Source organism: Mucilaginibacter sp. OK098, from assembly GCF_900142915.1.
Classification (GTDB): Bacteria; Bacteroidota; Bacteroidia; order Sphingobacteriales; family Sphingobacteriaceae; genus Mucilaginibacter.
This window is the reverse complement of the sequence record NZ_FRCM01000006.1, coordinates 243,759-259,710: the sequence shown is the minus strand read 5'-3', so window position 1 is coordinate 259,710 and position 15,952 is coordinate 243,759. Positions and strand designations below refer to the sequence as shown.

At 40.9% G+C, this 15,952-nt stretch carries 27 protein-coding genes; 23 read left to right on the top strand and 4 right to left on the bottom strand.

Annotation, left to right across the window (positions count from 1 at the left end):
* Window positions 1-89 precede the first annotated feature (89 nt).
* Both BUE31_RS20965 and BUE31_RS20960 read right to left on the bottom strand, forming a co-directional pair.
* Window positions 90-536, bottom strand: coding sequence for a hypothetical protein (locus BUE31_RS20965; RefSeq protein ID WP_073405801.1), 447 nt, complete (start codon window positions 534-536; stop codon window positions 90-92).
* A 10-nt stretch (window positions 537-546) separates the two neighbouring features.
* Window positions 547-1,266 (bottom strand): hypothetical protein, encoded by a 720-nt coding sequence (locus BUE31_RS20960; RefSeq protein WP_073405800.1) that lies wholly within the window; start codon window positions 1,264-1,266, stop codon window positions 547-549.
* A 130-nt stretch (window positions 1,267-1,396) separates the two neighbouring features.
* On the opposite strand from BUE31_RS20960, the gene BUE31_RS20955 reads away from it, so the two are divergent.
* The gene (locus tag BUE31_RS20955; protein WP_073405799.1) at window positions 1,397-2,656 is read left to right on the top strand and encodes a prephenate dehydrogenase; all 1,260 of its coding nucleotides are present in this window, start codon (window positions 1,397-1,399) and stop codon (window positions 2,654-2,656) included.
* 135 nt (window positions 2,657-2,791) lie between these two features.
* Here the strand turns inward: BUE31_RS20955 and BUE31_RS20950 are convergent, their stop codons facing one another.
* Together BUE31_RS20950 and BUE31_RS20945 are read right to left on the bottom strand one after the other, a co-directional pair.
* Complete coding sequence (locus tag BUE31_RS20950; protein WP_083620169.1) at window positions 2,792-4,111, bottom strand: DUF3472 domain-containing protein; 1,320 nt, start codon at window positions 4,109-4,111, stop codon at window positions 2,792-2,794.
* Window positions 4,112-4,260: 149 nt separating this feature from the next.
* Complete coding sequence (locus BUE31_RS20945) at window positions 4,261-5,673, bottom strand: C45 family autoproteolytic acyltransferase/hydolase (RefSeq protein WP_083620167.1); 1,413 nt, start codon at window positions 5,671-5,673, stop codon at window positions 4,261-4,263.
* 120 nt (window positions 5,674-5,793) lie between these two features.
* On the opposite strand from BUE31_RS20945, the gene BUE31_RS20940 reads away from it, so the two are divergent.
* From BUE31_RS20940 to rplO, 22 genes are all read left to right on the top strand, one after another.
* Window positions 5,794-6,051 carry a BRCT domain-containing protein gene (locus BUE31_RS20940; RefSeq protein WP_073405798.1) on the top strand — a complete coding sequence of 86 codons (258 nt, stop codon included), beginning with the start codon at window positions 5,794-5,796 and terminating at the stop codon, window positions 6,049-6,051.
* A 151-nt stretch (window positions 6,052-6,202) separates the two neighbouring features.
* Complete coding sequence (locus tag BUE31_RS31710) at window positions 6,203-6,367, top strand: hypothetical protein (protein WP_410504012.1); 165 nt, start codon at window positions 6,203-6,205, stop codon at window positions 6,365-6,367.
* A gap of 301 nt (window positions 6,368-6,668) precedes the next feature.
* Complete coding sequence (gene rplC / locus BUE31_RS20930; protein WP_073405796.1) at window positions 6,669-7,286, top strand: 50S ribosomal protein L3; 618 nt, start codon at window positions 6,669-6,671, stop codon at window positions 7,284-7,286.
* 1 nt (window position 7,287) lies between these two features.
* Window positions 7,288-7,917 (top strand): 50S ribosomal protein L4, encoded by a 630-nt coding sequence (gene rplD, locus BUE31_RS20925; RefSeq protein WP_073405795.1) that lies wholly within the window; start codon window positions 7,288-7,290, stop codon window positions 7,915-7,917.
* Window positions 7,918-7,919: 2 nt separating this feature from the next.
* Window positions 7,920-8,210, top strand: coding sequence for a 50S ribosomal protein L23 (gene rplW, locus BUE31_RS20920; RefSeq protein WP_073405794.1), 291 nt, complete (start codon window positions 7,920-7,922; stop codon window positions 8,208-8,210).
* Window positions 8,211-8,218: 8 nt separating this feature from the next.
* The gene (gene rplB / locus BUE31_RS20915) at window positions 8,219-9,046 is read left to right on the top strand and encodes a 50S ribosomal protein L2 (protein ID WP_073405793.1); all 828 of its coding nucleotides are present in this window, start codon (window positions 8,219-8,221) and stop codon (window positions 9,044-9,046) included.
* Window positions 9,047-9,048: 2 nt separating this feature from the next.
* Entirely contained in the window at window positions 9,049-9,315 is a 267-nt protein-coding gene (rpsS, locus tag BUE31_RS20910; RefSeq protein WP_073405792.1) for a 30S ribosomal protein S19, read from the top strand.
* Window positions 9,316-9,318: 3 nt separating this feature from the next.
* Complete coding sequence (gene rplV / locus BUE31_RS20905) at window positions 9,319-9,747, top strand: 50S ribosomal protein L22 (protein ID WP_073405791.1); 429 nt, start codon at window positions 9,319-9,321, stop codon at window positions 9,745-9,747.
* A 6-nt stretch (window positions 9,748-9,753) separates the two neighbouring features.
* Window positions 9,754-10,659, top strand: a complete 906-nt coding sequence (rpsC, locus tag BUE31_RS20900; protein ID WP_073405790.1) for a 30S ribosomal protein S3 — start codon at window positions 9,754-9,756, stop codon at window positions 10,657-10,659.
* A 47-nt stretch (window positions 10,660-10,706) separates the two neighbouring features.
* Entirely contained in the window at window positions 10,707-11,129 is a 423-nt protein-coding gene (gene rplP / locus BUE31_RS20895) for a 50S ribosomal protein L16 (RefSeq protein WP_073405789.1), read from the top strand.
* A gap of 101 nt (window positions 11,130-11,230) precedes the next feature.
* Complete coding sequence (rpmC, locus tag BUE31_RS20890; protein ID WP_073405788.1) at window positions 11,231-11,434, top strand: 50S ribosomal protein L29; 204 nt, start codon at window positions 11,231-11,233, stop codon at window positions 11,432-11,434.
* Between the two features lie 19 nt (window positions 11,435-11,453).
* Complete coding sequence (gene rpsQ, locus BUE31_RS20885; RefSeq protein ID WP_073405787.1) at window positions 11,454-11,708, top strand: 30S ribosomal protein S17; 255 nt, start codon at window positions 11,454-11,456, stop codon at window positions 11,706-11,708.
* A 1-nt stretch (window position 11,709) separates the two neighbouring features.
* On the top strand, window positions 11,710-12,078 hold the full coding sequence (gene rplN / locus BUE31_RS20880) for a 50S ribosomal protein L14 (protein WP_073405786.1): 369 nt from the start codon (window positions 11,710-11,712) through the stop codon (window positions 12,076-12,078).
* A gap of 2 nt (window positions 12,079-12,080) precedes the next feature.
* On the top strand, window positions 12,081-12,425 hold the full coding sequence (gene rplX, locus BUE31_RS20875) for a 50S ribosomal protein L24 (protein WP_073405785.1): 345 nt from the start codon (window positions 12,081-12,083) through the stop codon (window positions 12,423-12,425).
* Window positions 12,425-12,988 (top strand): 50S ribosomal protein L5, encoded by a 564-nt coding sequence (gene rplE / locus BUE31_RS20870; RefSeq protein WP_073405784.1) that lies wholly within the window; start codon window positions 12,425-12,427, stop codon window positions 12,986-12,988. Before rplX ends, rplE begins: the two co-directional genes overlap by 1 nt.
* Entirely contained in the window at window positions 12,981-13,250 is a 270-nt protein-coding gene (gene rpsN, locus BUE31_RS20865; RefSeq protein WP_073405783.1) for a 30S ribosomal protein S14, read from the top strand. The genes rplE and rpsN overlap by 8 nt, the downstream gene beginning before the upstream one ends.
* Before the next feature lie 189 nt (window positions 13,251-13,439).
* Window positions 13,440-13,838 carry a 30S ribosomal protein S8 gene (gene rpsH, locus BUE31_RS20860; RefSeq protein WP_073405782.1) on the top strand — a complete coding sequence of 133 codons (399 nt, stop codon included), beginning with the start codon at window positions 13,440-13,442 and terminating at the stop codon, window positions 13,836-13,838.
* A 17-nt stretch (window positions 13,839-13,855) separates the two neighbouring features.
* On the top strand, window positions 13,856-14,413 hold the full coding sequence (rplF, locus tag BUE31_RS20855) for a 50S ribosomal protein L6 (RefSeq protein ID WP_073405781.1): 558 nt from the start codon (window positions 13,856-13,858) through the stop codon (window positions 14,411-14,413).
* A 5-nt stretch (window positions 14,414-14,418) separates the two neighbouring features.
* Entirely contained in the window at window positions 14,419-14,778 is a 360-nt protein-coding gene (gene rplR, locus BUE31_RS20850; protein WP_073405780.1) for a 50S ribosomal protein L18, read from the top strand.
* 12 nt (window positions 14,779-14,790) lie between these two features.
* Window positions 14,791-15,309, top strand: a complete 519-nt coding sequence (rpsE, locus tag BUE31_RS20845) for a 30S ribosomal protein S5 (protein ID WP_073405779.1) — start codon at window positions 14,791-14,793, stop codon at window positions 15,307-15,309.
* 6 nt (window positions 15,310-15,315) lie between these two features.
* The gene (gene rpmD / locus BUE31_RS20840; protein ID WP_073405778.1) at window positions 15,316-15,495 is read left to right on the top strand and encodes a 50S ribosomal protein L30; all 180 of its coding nucleotides are present in this window, start codon (window positions 15,316-15,318) and stop codon (window positions 15,493-15,495) included.
* 4 nt (window positions 15,496-15,499) lie between these two features.
* A complete protein-coding gene (gene rplO / locus BUE31_RS20835; RefSeq protein ID WP_073405777.1) occupies window positions 15,500-15,946 on the top strand; it encodes a 50S ribosomal protein L15 in 447 nt (148 codons plus the stop codon).
* Window positions 15,947-15,952 lie beyond the last annotated feature (6 nt).

Sequence of the window (15,952 nt, the reverse complement as noted above, 5' to 3'; positions counted from 1 at the left end):
GCGTTATTATGTTACAATCGCCGTGATTTCTTCTCCGAAAGTTATCCTGTTGCCAAAAGGATCGTGGGCGGTCATCATAATTGAGATATTTAAAGATTAAATTCCTCTTTCGTGCCTAAAAAGTTAAGCCAAACGCTTTCTAACTCATCAACCAATTGTGGCCTTATAGATATGCCCGAAGCCTGCGGCGTCCAGTTTTGTTCAGCCAGGTTGCCTGTTTTTAAAATCTCCATAGCAAGAATTTGCTCTTTACCCGGGTTGAGTAAAACATCAAGCATAATTTCAATCCGATAATATGTTCTGCCTTTCCGAAATGCCTGATAAGGCTGCGACGAAATAAAACCCGAAGCAAAAATTCCTTTTGGCTCAACTCCCACTCTTACAATGTATGCCCTGTCTCCTGGTTGTATTGATTTATGGCTAACCACACTCCAGTTATCTTTGAGGTTTCCTGATTGCGAAAGCTTTTTAATATCGTTATCAAGATCTTCCCACGGCCATTTCAGCGGATTCCATCCAAACAGGTAGGCTTTCATCCCGGTTTGCTTATGATCTTCCCATCAATTCATCTACCTTATTCCGCTCGGTTTGCAGTTCGCGGGCAAGTTTCTTTTCCTTTTCGTTAGCTTTTGCTTTGTATGTTTTAAACTCTTCCTCAAGCTCGTTATAAAGGTTTATCCTGTACCTGGCCTCTCGGCTGTGGCTTCCCGAACGAACTATCACTACCGCAGCTGTAGCGCCCAATGCAATCACCAGGCCCCACATTATAAGGTTATAAACAGACTTATCAATATAAATACCCAAAAAGTTTACCGAATTAACCCTGGCATTTGATTGTGCCAGTGATTTTTCTTTTTCACTTACATTAGTTTGCAGATCGCCGGTAGTTTTAGTTTCAGCAGCAAGCTTTGTTTCTGCCTCCTGCCGTTTACGGCGCTCAACATTTATTGTATCCTTTAAATTTTTATAAAATGAGGTTATAAAGGGCTCCTGGACGTGATATGTTTTAGTTAAAAGATATTTATACTGTCCGCCCAATGTTTTATCACGCATAAGGATCGTATCTTCTTTTGTGGGCTTTCTGTGAAGCAGCCGGTAAGCCGGGGCTTGCTTTACTGCAATAGGCGCCGGTTTAGCGGCAGGGATTTGCATAAGTGTTTTATGCACAGCGACGAAGTTTTTATTGTTGTTTGAAAAAACAGGTGCAGCGCCAGGGAGAATCAGCGTAATAATGGTGAATAATCTTACAATAAAAATCTTGTTCATGGTATAAATTTGGTTCAACAATATTAACAAAACAGGGCTTTTAATGTTTTTATTGTATTAAAATGCCCTTTTATAAAAGCGAATGTAAGGTTTACTACGGAATTTTGCTACTCATACTTATATTAGCAGCATGAATATAGGCATTATAGGCTTAGGAGATATGGGGCGTTTATACGCCAAAGCTTTTGCAGATGCAGGATACCAGGTTTGCGGCTGCGACCTGCCCGAGAACCGTAACAGGCTGGAAGAAGAGCTTGCTCCTTATCATATTAAAATTATGGTTAGCGGGCTGGAGGTATCGCGGATCAGCGACCTGATCATCTACTCTGTTGAAGCTGATAAGATGCTGCAGGTTGTTGCCGAATGTGGTTCATCAACTAAATATGGGGCAATAGTAGCCGGGCAAACATCTGTTAAAACCCCGGAGATCACCACATTTGAAAAATACCTGCCTGCGGATGCACAGATCATTACTTTCCATGGAATGCACGGCCCGGGCTTTAAGCCTAAAGGGCAAACACTGATCCTGATCCGCCATCGTGCGGATGATGACGCATACCAACGGATGCTGGATCTTTTTACGTCAATAGGGTCAGACATTGTTGAGATGAACGATTACCATGAGCATGACAGGATAGTTGCCGATACACAGGCCGTAACACACGTAGGCTTTGAGAGCATGGGCACCGCCTGGAAAGAGGCTGGCTTTTTTCCCTGGGAAAATGCTTCATATATAGGTGGTATTGATAACGTGAAGATCCTGACCACATTGCGCATCTTTAGCTATAAGGCACACGTTTATGCAGGCCTGGCCATATTGAACCCTTACGCAAGGCAACAGGTAAAGCGTTATGCGGTATCAGAGTCGGAACTTTTTAAACTGATGATAAAAGAAGAAGAGGAAGTGTTCAGGGCAAGGCTTTACCGTGCCCGTGATTTTGTATTTCACGAAAGTCGCAAACCTATTATGCTGAACGATTCGGTGATGAAGGAATTTTCTCTTTCGCAAAAGCCCGAGCAGCAAAAACCTAATTCGCATTTAAGTATCTTAAGCATGGTTGATGCCTGGTATCATTTGGGTGTTAATCCTTATGATAACCTTATCTGCCAAACCCCGCCTTTCCGATTACGACTTGGCATAGCCGAGTATCTTTTTAAAAATGAAGAACTGCTGGAAGAATCGATAGTAACTGCTTTATATGATAAAACGATCAGGGGAGATGACCTGGAATTTCACTCTGCAGTAAGGGAGTGGTCATCTATTATTGGTCATGGCGATATGCAGGGCTACAAGAAGCAATTTAATGAAGTACAAGCATTTTTTGACGGCAGACTTGAAGAAGGAAATAAACAAAGCGCGGAGTTAATAAGAAGGTTGATGACAGAATAGGGAAATTGATTTCAGGAAATACCAATCAGAAATATTTACGCCCTTCTGCTATATCAGCAGAAGGGCGTAAGTGTATTTATGGTACAGCTAATAACTGTAAATTATAATAAGGAGCCGCAACCATTTAAAATAAGCCTATGGTAGCGTTGAAAAATTGATGCTTGGTGGTGTGCCAGTTGCCGCGCGGGTAAATGTTTGATTAAGGGTTACATAATTTGCAAAGAAACCTCCGTTTTGCAAATAGAACTTTCCACTTGCAAGGCCACCTGCGTAATCCATCCTTTGCTGGTTATTGGCTGTAGCATCGCCGTCAAAATAAGCGCTGGTTAACTCTGTCCAGATACCGGTTGAACTCATTACCCATTGGTTACCAAAATTACCTTTCCTGCCCAGATACCCGTTCGTATCGTTGAAATTCTCTAGAAATGAATATAATCCGGCCAAATAGGTATTGGTAGACGGCCTTAACCACGAGGTGATGAATTTCCAAGAGCCAACTTCAGGCGCATAAAACCATGAAGAAAAGGTAGTATTACCGGAAGCATCGGGCACAGCTTCGGTTAAAAATTTATAGGTATTGCCGGCTACCCAATTATAATCAAGATACGCTTGTCCGCCATTGCCTTCTCCTGAAAAGGTTTGAACCACAACACCCGTTCCGGCCCTTGTACTGGTTGTAGTTCCCACTGTCGGGTTCCACACAGAAAACAAAATACGGCGTTCGGTTGATGAGTTTACCTGCATTCCAAAATATCCTTCATTAAAACCATTGGCCATAAAATAAGAGCCAACAGGATCCTGGCCAACAGGAACAGTAACTTCATTATAAAACCATTGCGAATTGGCAGGAGCAGTGTAACCTAAATGTACCGATGGCCCCCTGCGCGACCAGTAAAAATTTGTAGAATCATTAGCAAAAGCTACGTTTGATGCAACCGAAGTTCCGCTAATAATTAAATCGGACACATCCGCATAATAGGAACCGGTTTTGCTTACGCCCTGGAAGTTTACTTTTACATAACCTGGACTGCTAATATTTACGGTTCCGACATTAAAGGTTGAATAGGCTGAACCTGATAATGATACAGTAAATGCCATACCATTAATTGTAAGCTTAACCTTGCTATTTCCTGATGGCACTTTGGCTTTCATTTTTACAGTTAAAGTACCTGTGTTGCTCAGTCGAAAGTAGGCAGAGAAAATACTATTCGGACTGGTCCAGTTTGAGAGTGTATTTGAGGTTACCGTTTCAGCCCCTCCTGAAGCCAGTGTAGTTACAAATGCGTTGCCACCCATAGGAACGTCAAGCGAAGTGCCTCCAAGAAACTGTGTTTTCAGTGTTGTACTATCTGTAAGCGGTGAATTTTTTGATGCAGGTTGATGTGCATCTTTTTTACAGGCAAATAAAAAAGCCATAACAAAACATAGCCAATAATGTAGCTGATACTTTTTCATAATTTAAGGTTTAATTAAAATTTACTGGTTAATTTTACCTCAAGTTAAGAAATGACTATTTAATCAGCTCATTAAAGACTGCACAAACGTTTGTTAACGCATTTAAACTAAGTATTTTAACGGCAACTTAATTAGTATACCGGCTAAAATTAATTAGTAGCACTAAACAATGTCCACGGATAAGCTTTCATATCCCTTAAATATTTACCCTGTGTTTTAAAATACTCCGGATGTTTTTTGAAGAACGGATCAGCTAAAAAATCGGCGCCTCCGGGATGGCCCATATGTGCCCATAGCTCCATCTTTTTAGCCAGTGCTGTGCTGCTAACTTTTCCCTGCACAGCGCCCATCGGGTAAAACGGACCTTCACTCCATTCAGGAACTCCTACAGGATCTTCATCAACATGGCCATCAATTACACAGCGGTTGTAGGCGTTTTTGCTGTGCAATGCATCATAGGTATCACCTTCAATTGTTTTGCCGTTTTCATCATCCAGCTTTCCTTTATAATCAACAGCAACTAATTTCTCCATCCGCAACCTGCGGGCATTTGGTGAATTTTCTTTGTTGTTCACATCAAATGTGGTTTCTTCTTTTATCAGCTTAGGATCGCTTGGGAAATTTGACCCGATAATAGCTGTATCCTTTGAACGCCATACTTTATAGTTCTTAAGGCCCAGCTCAAGCTTGGCTACCTCGTTGGTTTTGGTATCGCCGATCAGCCAGTCGTTAGCATAGCCGCCGTTATTATCTGTAGTCATTATTTTTACCACATCATCAATGCTGCGGGCATATTGTGCAGCCTTGCGGGCACGTACAAATTCAGGTGTGCGGGTAGTATCAAAACCTTTAAAGCCGGTAATGGTGGTTTCAGTAATTAAGATGCCGCTGTTGGTTACCACAAAATCATCGCCGCTATGGATAAAGCCCGGAGCTACATCCATCAGCATATGGTTGCCTTTTTCGGGTTTAATAGCAGCAATAACATTCCAGCGTTCGCCAACAATATAATCTGTCCAGTTGTTATGGCCTATCACAATTTTATGATCTTTTGTAAAGCTGCCTGTAGCAATAAATGCGCTGCAATTGCCTGGGGCTTTATTATCCCCGCTGCCGGGTTTAACTTTATTATTCAGCCCGGCAACATAGTATTGCGCCAGTTCGATATTGGCATTTAGGGCAGTAATATCCAGTGTGTCATATTTCATGCCCTTTGCCTGCAGGCCTTCGGCAATGCCTTTTATTTCATCCTGGTATTCCTTGTCAATCTTTTTCCATAAAAAACGCTGTGAGGCCGAGCGGTAAAAGGCCCAGTCCTTACCACTGGTGGTTGGCAAGTAATATTGCATCACCTTTATTAAGGTATCAATTTCTTTGGCAACTAAAAAGCCGTGCTGATACCCGATATCGGCAGGGGAGCCTGCAAGATGTATGTAGATCCAGCCGTTTTTGTCCTCGCGGGTAGCATTGCCAAGGCGGTTGTTTTTTGTTGGGGTTTCTTTGCAGCCGAATAGCGCAGTGGTTAATAATAGGGCGATAACGATTTTGATGGGGGATTTCATTTTGTGTCAGCCAGTTAAGTGATGGCTGAATATAGGGAAACTTACTAAGTTTTCAAAATTTGGTGAGTTGAATGAGTCTAAACTTTTTATTATTCAAGGTAATTGTCTTAATTTTGTTATATGACAACGCTCACTATTGAAATTCCGGAAAAGATCGAAAAGACACTGTCAGATTTGATTGAACAGTTAGGGGGGAAAGTAATTATTAGTGACTCAAATTCAAAGGAGGACAGAAGCCTAACTCATGTCACAGAAAAACTATCGCGAAAGGATAAGAAATTTTTAAAAGAGTTTGATGAGGCCATTGAGTTTGTAAACCTGCACCAACAAGGAAAGGTTAAAGCCAAAACGATCGACCAATTGTTAAATGAGCTTTAGTATTAATTTCACCCCGTTTTTTGAGCGGGAGTTTAAAAAACTTTTAAAAAAGCATGGCTCTTTAAAAAAAGATTTAGAAGCAATTATCAACCTCTTGAATGAAAACCCAAGGTCAGGAGAATCCATTGGTAACAACTGTTATAAAATACGCATGAGCATATCCTCAAAAAATAAGGGTAAATCTGGCGGGGCCAGGGTAATTACTCATGTAAGATTTATGAATGAAGAGATTTTCCTGTTGTCAATATATGATAAATCGTCATTAAGCACTATAGCAGAAGAACAATTACTGATCAGAATTAAAAGCCTTAAATAGTAATACAGGGAGTTGGAAATTTCAGATTTACGAAGTTTTTAAAACTTCGTAAATGGATAATTAATGAAATTATTCATCGGCTGGATACGACACATAATTAAAAGAACTCTTTTTCTCTCCATCACACCTCACTTAATCAACTATTTCCCCTAAAAACCTGCCTCAAAATAATTTATAAAAAAATAACTTGTTAACTATTTGGCAATTAATGTAAAATTCCTATCTTTGCCGTCCCTTACGGGGGAATAACATGTCTTGAACGAAGCCCTACTGCTTCGATGGACAAAAACAAAAAAATAAAATGTCAGGAATTATTGGTAAAAAAGTAGGAATGACCAGCATTTTCGATGAAGCAGGAAAAAATATTCCCTGCACAGTAATCGAAGCTGGCCCTTGCGTGGTAACACAGATCAGATCTGTTGAAACAGATGGATATGCAGCTATTCAGCTTGCATACGGTGAGAAAAAAGACAAGCACACTACAGGTCCTTTAAAAGGCCACTTCCAAAAAGCCGGTACTACACCAAAACGTAAACTGGTTGAATTCAAAACTTTCGAGGATGAAAAATCATTAGGTGACACTGTTACTGTTGAGATTTTTGAGATCGGTGATTTTGTGGATGTGGTTGGTACTTCAAAAGGTAAAGGTTTCCAGGGTGTGGTAAAGCGTCACGGTTTTGGTGGTGTGGGTATGCAAACTCACGGTCAGCACAATCGTTTACGTGCACCGGGTTCATTGGGAGCTTCATCATGGCCTTCTCGCGTATTTAAAGGTATGCGTATGGCTGGGCAGATGGGAAATGAACGTGTTAAAATTCAGAATTTGCAAGTTGTGAAAGTTTTCGCAGAGCAAAATCTGTTGGTTGTTAAAGGTTCCATCCCAGGAGCTAAGGGTTCATTCGTAATAGTGGATAAATAAGATGGAAGTTAACGTAGTAAATGTATCAGGTAAAGAAACAGGTGCCAAGGTGCAACTTCCTGAATCCGTATTCGGTATTGAACCAAACGATCACGCAATTTATCTTGATGTTAAGCAGTATTTAGCTAATCAGCGTCAGGGTACACACAAATCAAAACAGCGTAACGAAATTGCAGGTTCAACCCGCAAATTATATAAGCAAAAAGGTACCGGTGGTGCCCGTGCAGGTAGTGTAAAATCACCATTGTTTAATGGTGGTGGCCGTGTATTCGGTCCGCAGCCGCGCGATTACAGTTTCAAGTTAAACAAGAAACTTAAATCACTGGCACGTAACTCTGCTTTATCATACAAAGCAAAAGACAGCAGCATAGTAGTTGTAGAAGACTTTACTTTTGACTCGATCAAAACCAAAAGCTACATACAGCTTACCGCAGATCTTAATGTTAGTGATGTAAAAACACTTTTAGTATTAGGCGCTGCAAATAACAATGTTTATTTATCAAGCAGAAACCTGAAAAGAACTAAGGTTATCCTGGCAAACCAGCTAAACACTTATGATGTGTTAAATGCAGGCAAGCTGATCTTAACCACAGGTGCTCTTAAAACTTTGGAGGAAGCATTAGCTAAGTAATTATGGAAATTTTAAAGAAACCCTTACTTACTGAAAAAGTAACTCAATTAACAGAGAAGCTTAATCGTTATGCTTTCAAAGTTGATCACAGAGCTAACAAAATTCAGATCAAAGGAGCCGTTGAGGCTATGTATGGTGTTACCGTGAAAGCTGTAAACACTATGAAATACGTTGGAAAACTGAAGACCCGCAATACTAAGGCAGGCGCCGTTAGTGGCCGCGCTGCAACTTATAAAAAAGCGGTCATTACGTTGAAAGACGGAGAAACAATAGATTTTTATAGCGGTATATAAATAAGAAGATGGCAGTTAAAAGATTTAAACCGGTTACGCCGGGTACCCGCTTCAGAGTTGATGTATCTAACTCAGATATAACAACAAACGTTCCTGAGAAGTCGTTGGTTGTATCAGCCAACACAAGATCAGGCGGGCGTAATAACAGCGGTAAAATGACTATGCGCTACATGGGTGGTGGTCATAAACAAGCATACAGGTTGATTGATTTCAAACGTAATAAATTTGACATTCCGGCAAAGGTTGCAACTATTGAGTATGATCCTAACCGTTCAGCCCGTATAGCCCTGCTACATTTTGTTGACGGTGAAAAAAGATACATGATTGCTCCTGAAGGATTAACAGTTGGACAAACTGTTGTATCAGGCGAAACAGCAACTCCTGAAGTAGGTAATACAATGCCTTTGAAAAATATCCCATTGGGCTCTATTATTCATAACATTGAATTAAACCCTGGCCAGGGTGGTACCATAGCACGTAGCGCCGGTACTTATGCACAGCTTTCAGCACGCGATGGTAAATATGCTATCATCAAATTGCCTTCAGGCGAAACCCGTATGATCCTGTCAACTTGTTTGGCAACTATCGGTACCGTTTCAAATGGCGAAAAAGCAAACGCTGTATTAGGTAAGGCTGGCCGTAACCGCTGGTTAGGCCGCAGGCCGAGAGTTCGTGGTGTAGCCATGAACCCGGTAGATCACCCTATGGGTGGTGGCGAGGGCAGAGCCTCAGGTGGTCACCCACGTTCACGCAAAGGTTTATTAGCAAAAGGCTACAAAACTCGTGACAAAAAGAAAACATCGGATCGTTATATCATTGAAAGAAGGAAGAAATAACAATGGCACGTTCAATTAGAAAAGGACCTTACATCGATCATAACCTTGACAAGAAAGTTATGGTTCTGAATGATTCAAATAAGAAATCGGTTGTAAAAACATGGTCAAGACGCTCCATGATCTCTCCGGATTTCGTTGGTCATACATTCGCAGTACACAACGGTAATAAATTTATCCCTGTGTACGTAACAGAAAACATGGTTGGACACAAGCTGGGAGAGTTTGCACCAACCCGTACATTCCGTGGTCACGCAGAAAAGAAAAAATAAGGCATGGAAGCAACAACTAAAATTAAAAAGTCTGTACTAATCAGACAGAAAAAGGAAGCTGCGAAAGCGCAGGTTGGTGGTGCATCTGTTGCCAAGTTACAGAACTGCCCAACTTCACCACGTAAAATGCGTTTGGTGGTTGACCTGATCCGTGGTATGAACGTTGAGAAAGCGATATATACCCTAAAATTTTTAAATAAGGAAGCTGCGATACGCGTTGAAAAGCTTTTGTTATCAGCCATCAAAAACTGGGAAGCAAAAAACGAAGGCAAACGTGTTGAAGAAAGCAACCTGTATGTAAAAGAGGTTTCAGTAGGCGGTGGTCGTCAGTTAAAAAGGTTACGCCCTGCTCCGCAAGGAAGAGGATACCGTATCCGCAAACGCTCAAACCACGTACACCTGATCGTAGATAGTAAAAACGACAACAATTAATTTGAAATGGGACAGAAAGCACATCCAATAGGTAACAGATTAGGAATCATCAGAGGTTGGGATTCTAATTGGTTCGGTGGCAATCATTATGCCGACAAATTAGTTGAAGACGAAAAGATCCGTAAATATCTTTCAGCACGTATCTCAAAAGGTGGTGTATCAAAGGTAGTTATTGAACGCACATTAAAACGTATCACTGTAACTATACACACTGCCCGTCCGGGTATTGTTATAGGTAAAGGTGGCCAGGAAGTTGATAAGATCAAAGAAGAGTTAAAGAAACTTACTAAAAAGGAAGTTCAGATCAACATCTTCGAGATCAAACGCCCTGAACTTGATGCACAATTAGTTGCAGAAGGTATAGCAAAACAACTTGAAGCACGTATTTCATTCCGTCGTGCCATGAAAACCACTATTGCTTCAACCATGAGAATGGGTGCTGAAGGAATAAAGGTGATGACATCAGGCCGTTTAGGTGGCGCTGAAATGGCACGTACAGAACAATATAAAGAAGGAAGAATTCCACTACATACTTTCCGCGCAGACATTGACTATGCATTAGCTGAAGCTTTAACCACTTATGGAAAAATAGGTGTTAAGGTTTGGATTTGCAAAGGCGAGGTTTACGGCAAACGCGACTTATCACCAAACATTGGTGGTGCGAGCAGCGCAAGCGGTAAAGGCGGACGCCCTGAAGGCGGCGCGGCAGGCTTCGGCGGTCGTGGCGGCAATGAAAGAGGTGGCGAACGTGGCGGTGAACGCAGAGGCGACAGGAAACCAGGCGGTGATCGCCGTGGCGGACCGGGTGCACCAGGCGGAAATCGCCCGGGTGGCCAGGGAAATCGTCCAGGTGGACAAGGCGGCGGTAATCGTCCAGGCGGAAACCGCCCGGGTGGTCCAGGAAAGAGATAATAATATTAGTAGAAAAATATATCGTTAAGATATAAAAGCTTAAGAAAATGCTACAGCCAAAAAGAACGAAGTTCAGAAAGATGCAAAAAGGCAAAATGAAAGGTAACGCCAGTCGTGGCGCTGAGCTTTCATTCGGATCTTTCGGTATAAAATCACTCGAGCCGGCCTGGATCACCAGCCGCCAGATCGAAGCTGCACGTATTGCTGTAACACGTTTTATGAAACGTGAAGGCCAGGTGTGGATCAGGATATTTCCTGACAAGCCTGTAACCAAAAAACCAGCGGAAGTACGTATGGGTAAAGGTAAAGGTGCTCCGGAATACTGGGTAGCGGTAGTACGCCCCGGAAGGATCATTTTTGAAGCCGAAGGTGTGCCTTTAGACGTTGCTAAAGAAGCACTGCGCCTGGCAGCACAAAAGTTGCCTGTGCAAACAAGATTTATAGTACGTAGAGATTACGTAGAAGCATAAATAAAATTTGAATGTTGTAAAGTGTTGTAAAATTAGTTATAGTTAATACAGCAGCATAATCTTTACAACCTCTTCAATATTACAACAAACAGTTAAAGAAAATGAAAAACTCAGAGATTTTAGAGTTGTCAACTGAAGAATTGGTTGCCAGGGTCAGCGAGGAAAGAGGAACACTCACCAAACTGAAATTTGCACATGCGGTTTCTGCTATTGAAAACCCTACCCGTATCACAAGGGTACGTAAGGACATCGCCCGTTTAAATACTGAATTAACAAAGCGCAAAGCGGCGTCAGCTTCTGAATAATTTTTAAGCGTCGAGAAAAATGGAAAGAAATTTAAGAAAAACACGTACCGGCCTGGTGGTAAGCAGCAAGATGGAAAAATCTATTGTAGTTGCTGTGGAACGTAAGGTGAAACACCCAATTTATGGTAAGTTCGTTAAGAAAACTACCAAATTTATGGCTCATGATGAAGCCAATACCTGTGGTGTAGGCGATACCGTATTGATTATGGAAACACGCCCGCTGAGCAAAAACAAAAACTGGAGATTAGTTCAAATTTTAGAAAGGGCTAAATAAGATGGTACAACAGGAATCAAGATTAAATGTAGCTGATAACAGCGGTGCTAAAGAAGTTTTAGTGATCCGTGTGTTAGGTGGTACCGGTAAAAGGTATGCATCAATTGGCGATAAGATAGTAGTTACCGTAAAAAGTGCTTTGCCATCAGGCAACGTTAAAAAAGGTACTGTTTCAAAAGCCGTAGTTGTTAGAACTAAGAAAGAGATCCGCAGAAAAGATGGTTCTTATATCCGTTTTGACGACAATGCCGCGGTTTTGTTAAACAACCAGGATGAGCCAAGAGGTACACGTATCTTCGGCCCGGTAGCAAGAGAGTTACGTGAAAAACAATTTATGAAAATTGTATCATTAGCACCGGAGGTATTGTAATAATGGAAAAGAAACAACACACACAACCTACCAAGTTAAAGGTTAAAAAAGGTGACCTGGTAAAGGTTATAGCCGGAGATTCAAAAGGATCAGAAGGTAAGATATTAGAAGTAATATTAGAAAAAGGCAGAGCTATTGTTGAAGGTGCCAATATGGTATCAAAACATACTAAGCCTAATGCAGCAAAACCAAACGGTGGAATTGTTAAGCAGGAAGCTGCTATAGCTATTTCAAACCTGATGCTGGTTGATCCTAAATCAGGAAAACCAACCCGCGTTGGCCGTAGAAAAAATGATGCCGGTAAATTAGTAAGGTTTGCAAAAATATCAGGAGAGGAAATTAACTAATGGAATACGTACCAAGATTAAAAACAAAGTATAAGGACGAAATTCGTACTGCACTGAAAGATAAATTTCAGTACAAAAGCGTAATGCAGGTTCCTAAGCTTGAAAAAATTGCTATCAACCAGGGTGTTGGTGGTGCTACTACTGATAAAAAGCTTATTGAAAGTACAATTACCGAGCTTACCACTATTACCGGTCAGCAGGCTGTTTCTTCAAAATCTAAAAAAGATATTTCAAACTTTAAGTTACGTAAAAACATGCCTATCGGCGTACGTGTTACCTTACGTGATAATACAATGTATGAATTTCTTGACCGTTTAATTGCTGTTGCTTTACCACGTATCCGTGATTTCAAAGGCATTAACGATAAAGGTTTTGACGGACGCGGAAACTATACTTTAGGTGTATCTGAACAAATTATTTTCCCGGAGATCAATATTGACAAGATCAATAAAATCCAGGGAATGGATATTACCTTTGTAACCTCTGCAACAAACGATGTTGAAGCATTGGAGTTGTTGAAACAATTTGGATTACCATTTAAAAATCAAAATACTAATGGCTAAAGAAGGTGTAAAAGCACGTGAAGTTAAACGTGCTAAGTTAGTAGCAAAATACGCTGAAAAAAGAGCGGCCCTTAAAGCTGAAGGAAACTATGTAGCTTTAGATGCTTTACCAAAAGGATCGTCACCGGTTAAATTACATAACCGTTGTAAATTAACAGGCCGTCCGCGCGGATACATGCGTCAGTTTGGTATATCACGTGTAACATTCCGTGATATGGCCCTGGCTGGTAAGATCCCCGGAATAAAGAAAGCAAGCTGGTAATTTGATTTCGGATTTCGGAATTACGATTTCGGAATTTGAATATCGCAGAACAGAAAATAAATTGGAATTTGGAAATTCGAATTTGGGTTAAATCCGAAATAGAACATCCGAAATAGAACATCCGAAATCCGATATAAGATTAACCGATAGAAGGTCCAAAAAAGGAAACCACTATCATAAAACAATAAAATGAATACAGATCCAATCGCAGATTATCTTACAAGAGTAAGGAATGCTATTAAGGCCAACCATCGGGTTGTTGAAATTCCTGCATCAAATCTGAAAAAGGAAATCACTAAGGTGCTTTTCGATAAAGGTTACATTGCTAATTTTAAGTTTGAAGATAACGGTCCTCAAGGCACTATAAAGGTGGCTTTGAAATACCATCCGATAACTAAAATTTCTGCTATCCGCAGCATTGCACGCATCAGTAAACCAGGTTTGAGGAAATACGCAGGCATGGATAACTTGCCAAGAGTATTAAATGGTTTAGGTATTGCCATCCTGTCGACTTCAAAAGGTGTAATGACCGATAAAGAAGCCCGCGCACAGAATGTTGGTGGTGAGGTTTTATGCTACGTATATTAATAGGAGGAAATTAAGCAATGTCAAGAGTAGGAAAATCACCTATAGCACTACCACAGGGAGTAACTATTAATGTATCGGCAGATAATGTTGTTACAGTAAAAGGCCCTAAAGGTGAGTTGCAACAGGCTGTTGACAGTGATATCACTGTTGAACAGGAAGAAGGAAATCTGGTTGTAAAACGCCCTTCTGATCAAAAACGCCACAAAGCGTTACATGGTTTGTATCGTGCGCTAATTAACAACATGGTTGTAGGCGTAACCACCGGTTACAAGATTGAGCAGGAATTAGTGGGTGTGGGTTACCGTGCAACCAATACAGGTAATACATTAGATTTAGTTTTGGGATATTCTCACCACTATGTTTTTGAATTACCAAAAGAAATAAAAGTTTCAACAACTGCTGATAAGGGTAAAAACCCCACTATCATTTTAGAGTCAATTGATAAACAACTTATAGGCCAGGTAGCAGCAAAAATACGCTCGTTACGTGCACCAGAACCTTACAAGGGTAAAGGTATCAAGTTTGTTGGCGAAGTATTGAGAAGAAAAGCAGGTAAATCAGCATCTAAAAAATAATCGTCATGGGAGCTAGAGCAAAATTATCAAGAAGAGACAGAATTAAGATGGGGATCAGGAAGCGCCTTTCAGGTTCTTCAGCACGCCCTCGTCTGTCAGTATACAGAAGCAATAAAGGTATTTATGCGCAGATCATTGACGATGTAAGCGGAAAGACACTAGTGTCGGCCTCATCATTATCAAAAGATTTTACTGCAGCAGACGGTACTAAAATTGATCAGTCAGTTGCCGTTGGTAAACTGGTTGCTTCAAAAGCTATTGCAGCAGGCATTAAAGATGTGGTTTTCGACAGGAACGGTTATTTGTACCATGGTCGTGTTAAATCACTGGCTGAAGGTGCACGTGAAGGTGGTTTAAACTTTTAATCGAAAAGAGAAATGTCAACAATCAACATAAAAAGAGTAAAAACAAGCGAGATCGAATTAAAAGACCGCTTGGTAAGCATACAGCGTGTAGCCAAAGTAACCAAAGGCGGCCGTACTTTCAGCTTCAGTGCCATTGTGGTAGTGGGTGATGAGAATGGTGTTGTAGGTTATGGTTTAGGTAAAGCTAAAGAGGTTACAGAAGCTATTGCAAAAGGTATTGATGATGCTAAAAAGAACCTTGTAAAAGTTCCTATCATTAACGGTACTGTACCGCATGAGCAAATAGGTAAATTTTCAGGAGGTTTTGTTTTCATAAAACCTGCAGCAAACGGTACCGGTGTAATTGCCGGTGGTGCGATGCGTGCTGTATTAGAGTCAGCAGGGATCCACAACGTATTGGCAAAATCAAAAGGTTCATCAAACCCGCACAACGTGGTTAAAGCAACTGTATCGGCATTATCACAATTACGTGATGCTTATACTGTAGCTCAGCACCGTGGCGTTAGTTTAGGTAAAGTATTTAACGGATAATCAGTCATGGCAAAAATCAAAATAACCCAGATTAAAAGCGTGATCGATAGAAGTGAGCGCCAAAAACGTACGGTTGAGGCCCTGGGCTTAAGAAAGATCAACCACAGTGTAGAAGTTGAAGCTACTGCAGCTATCATCGGTATGGTTAAAAAAGTTAATCACCTGGTAGCGGTAGAAAATATTTAATATCATGAATTTAAGCAATCTTAAACCTGCAGAAGGTTCTACTAAAAATAGAAAAAGAATTGGCCGTGGTACTGGTTCAGGCCGTGGCGGAACATCAACCCGTGGCCATAAAGGTGCCGGATCACGTTCAGGTACCAGCACAAAAGTTGGTTTTGAAGGTGGCCAGATGCCTTTACAGCGCCGTGTGCCTAAGGTAGGATTTAAAAATCCTAACCGTGTTGAGTATGTTGGCGTTAACCTTGATGTGTTACAAGCATTAACTGAAAAATTTACTTTATCATCAGTTGATTTTGATACACTGAAAGAACATGGTTTAGCATCACGTAACGACCTTGTTAAAATTTTAGGCCGTGGCGAATTGAAAGCCAAATTAGAAGTTAAAGCACATGCATTTACTGCTACAGCGCAAAAAGCTATTGAAGCAGCAGGTGGTACAATAGTTAAGCTATAATTTTTC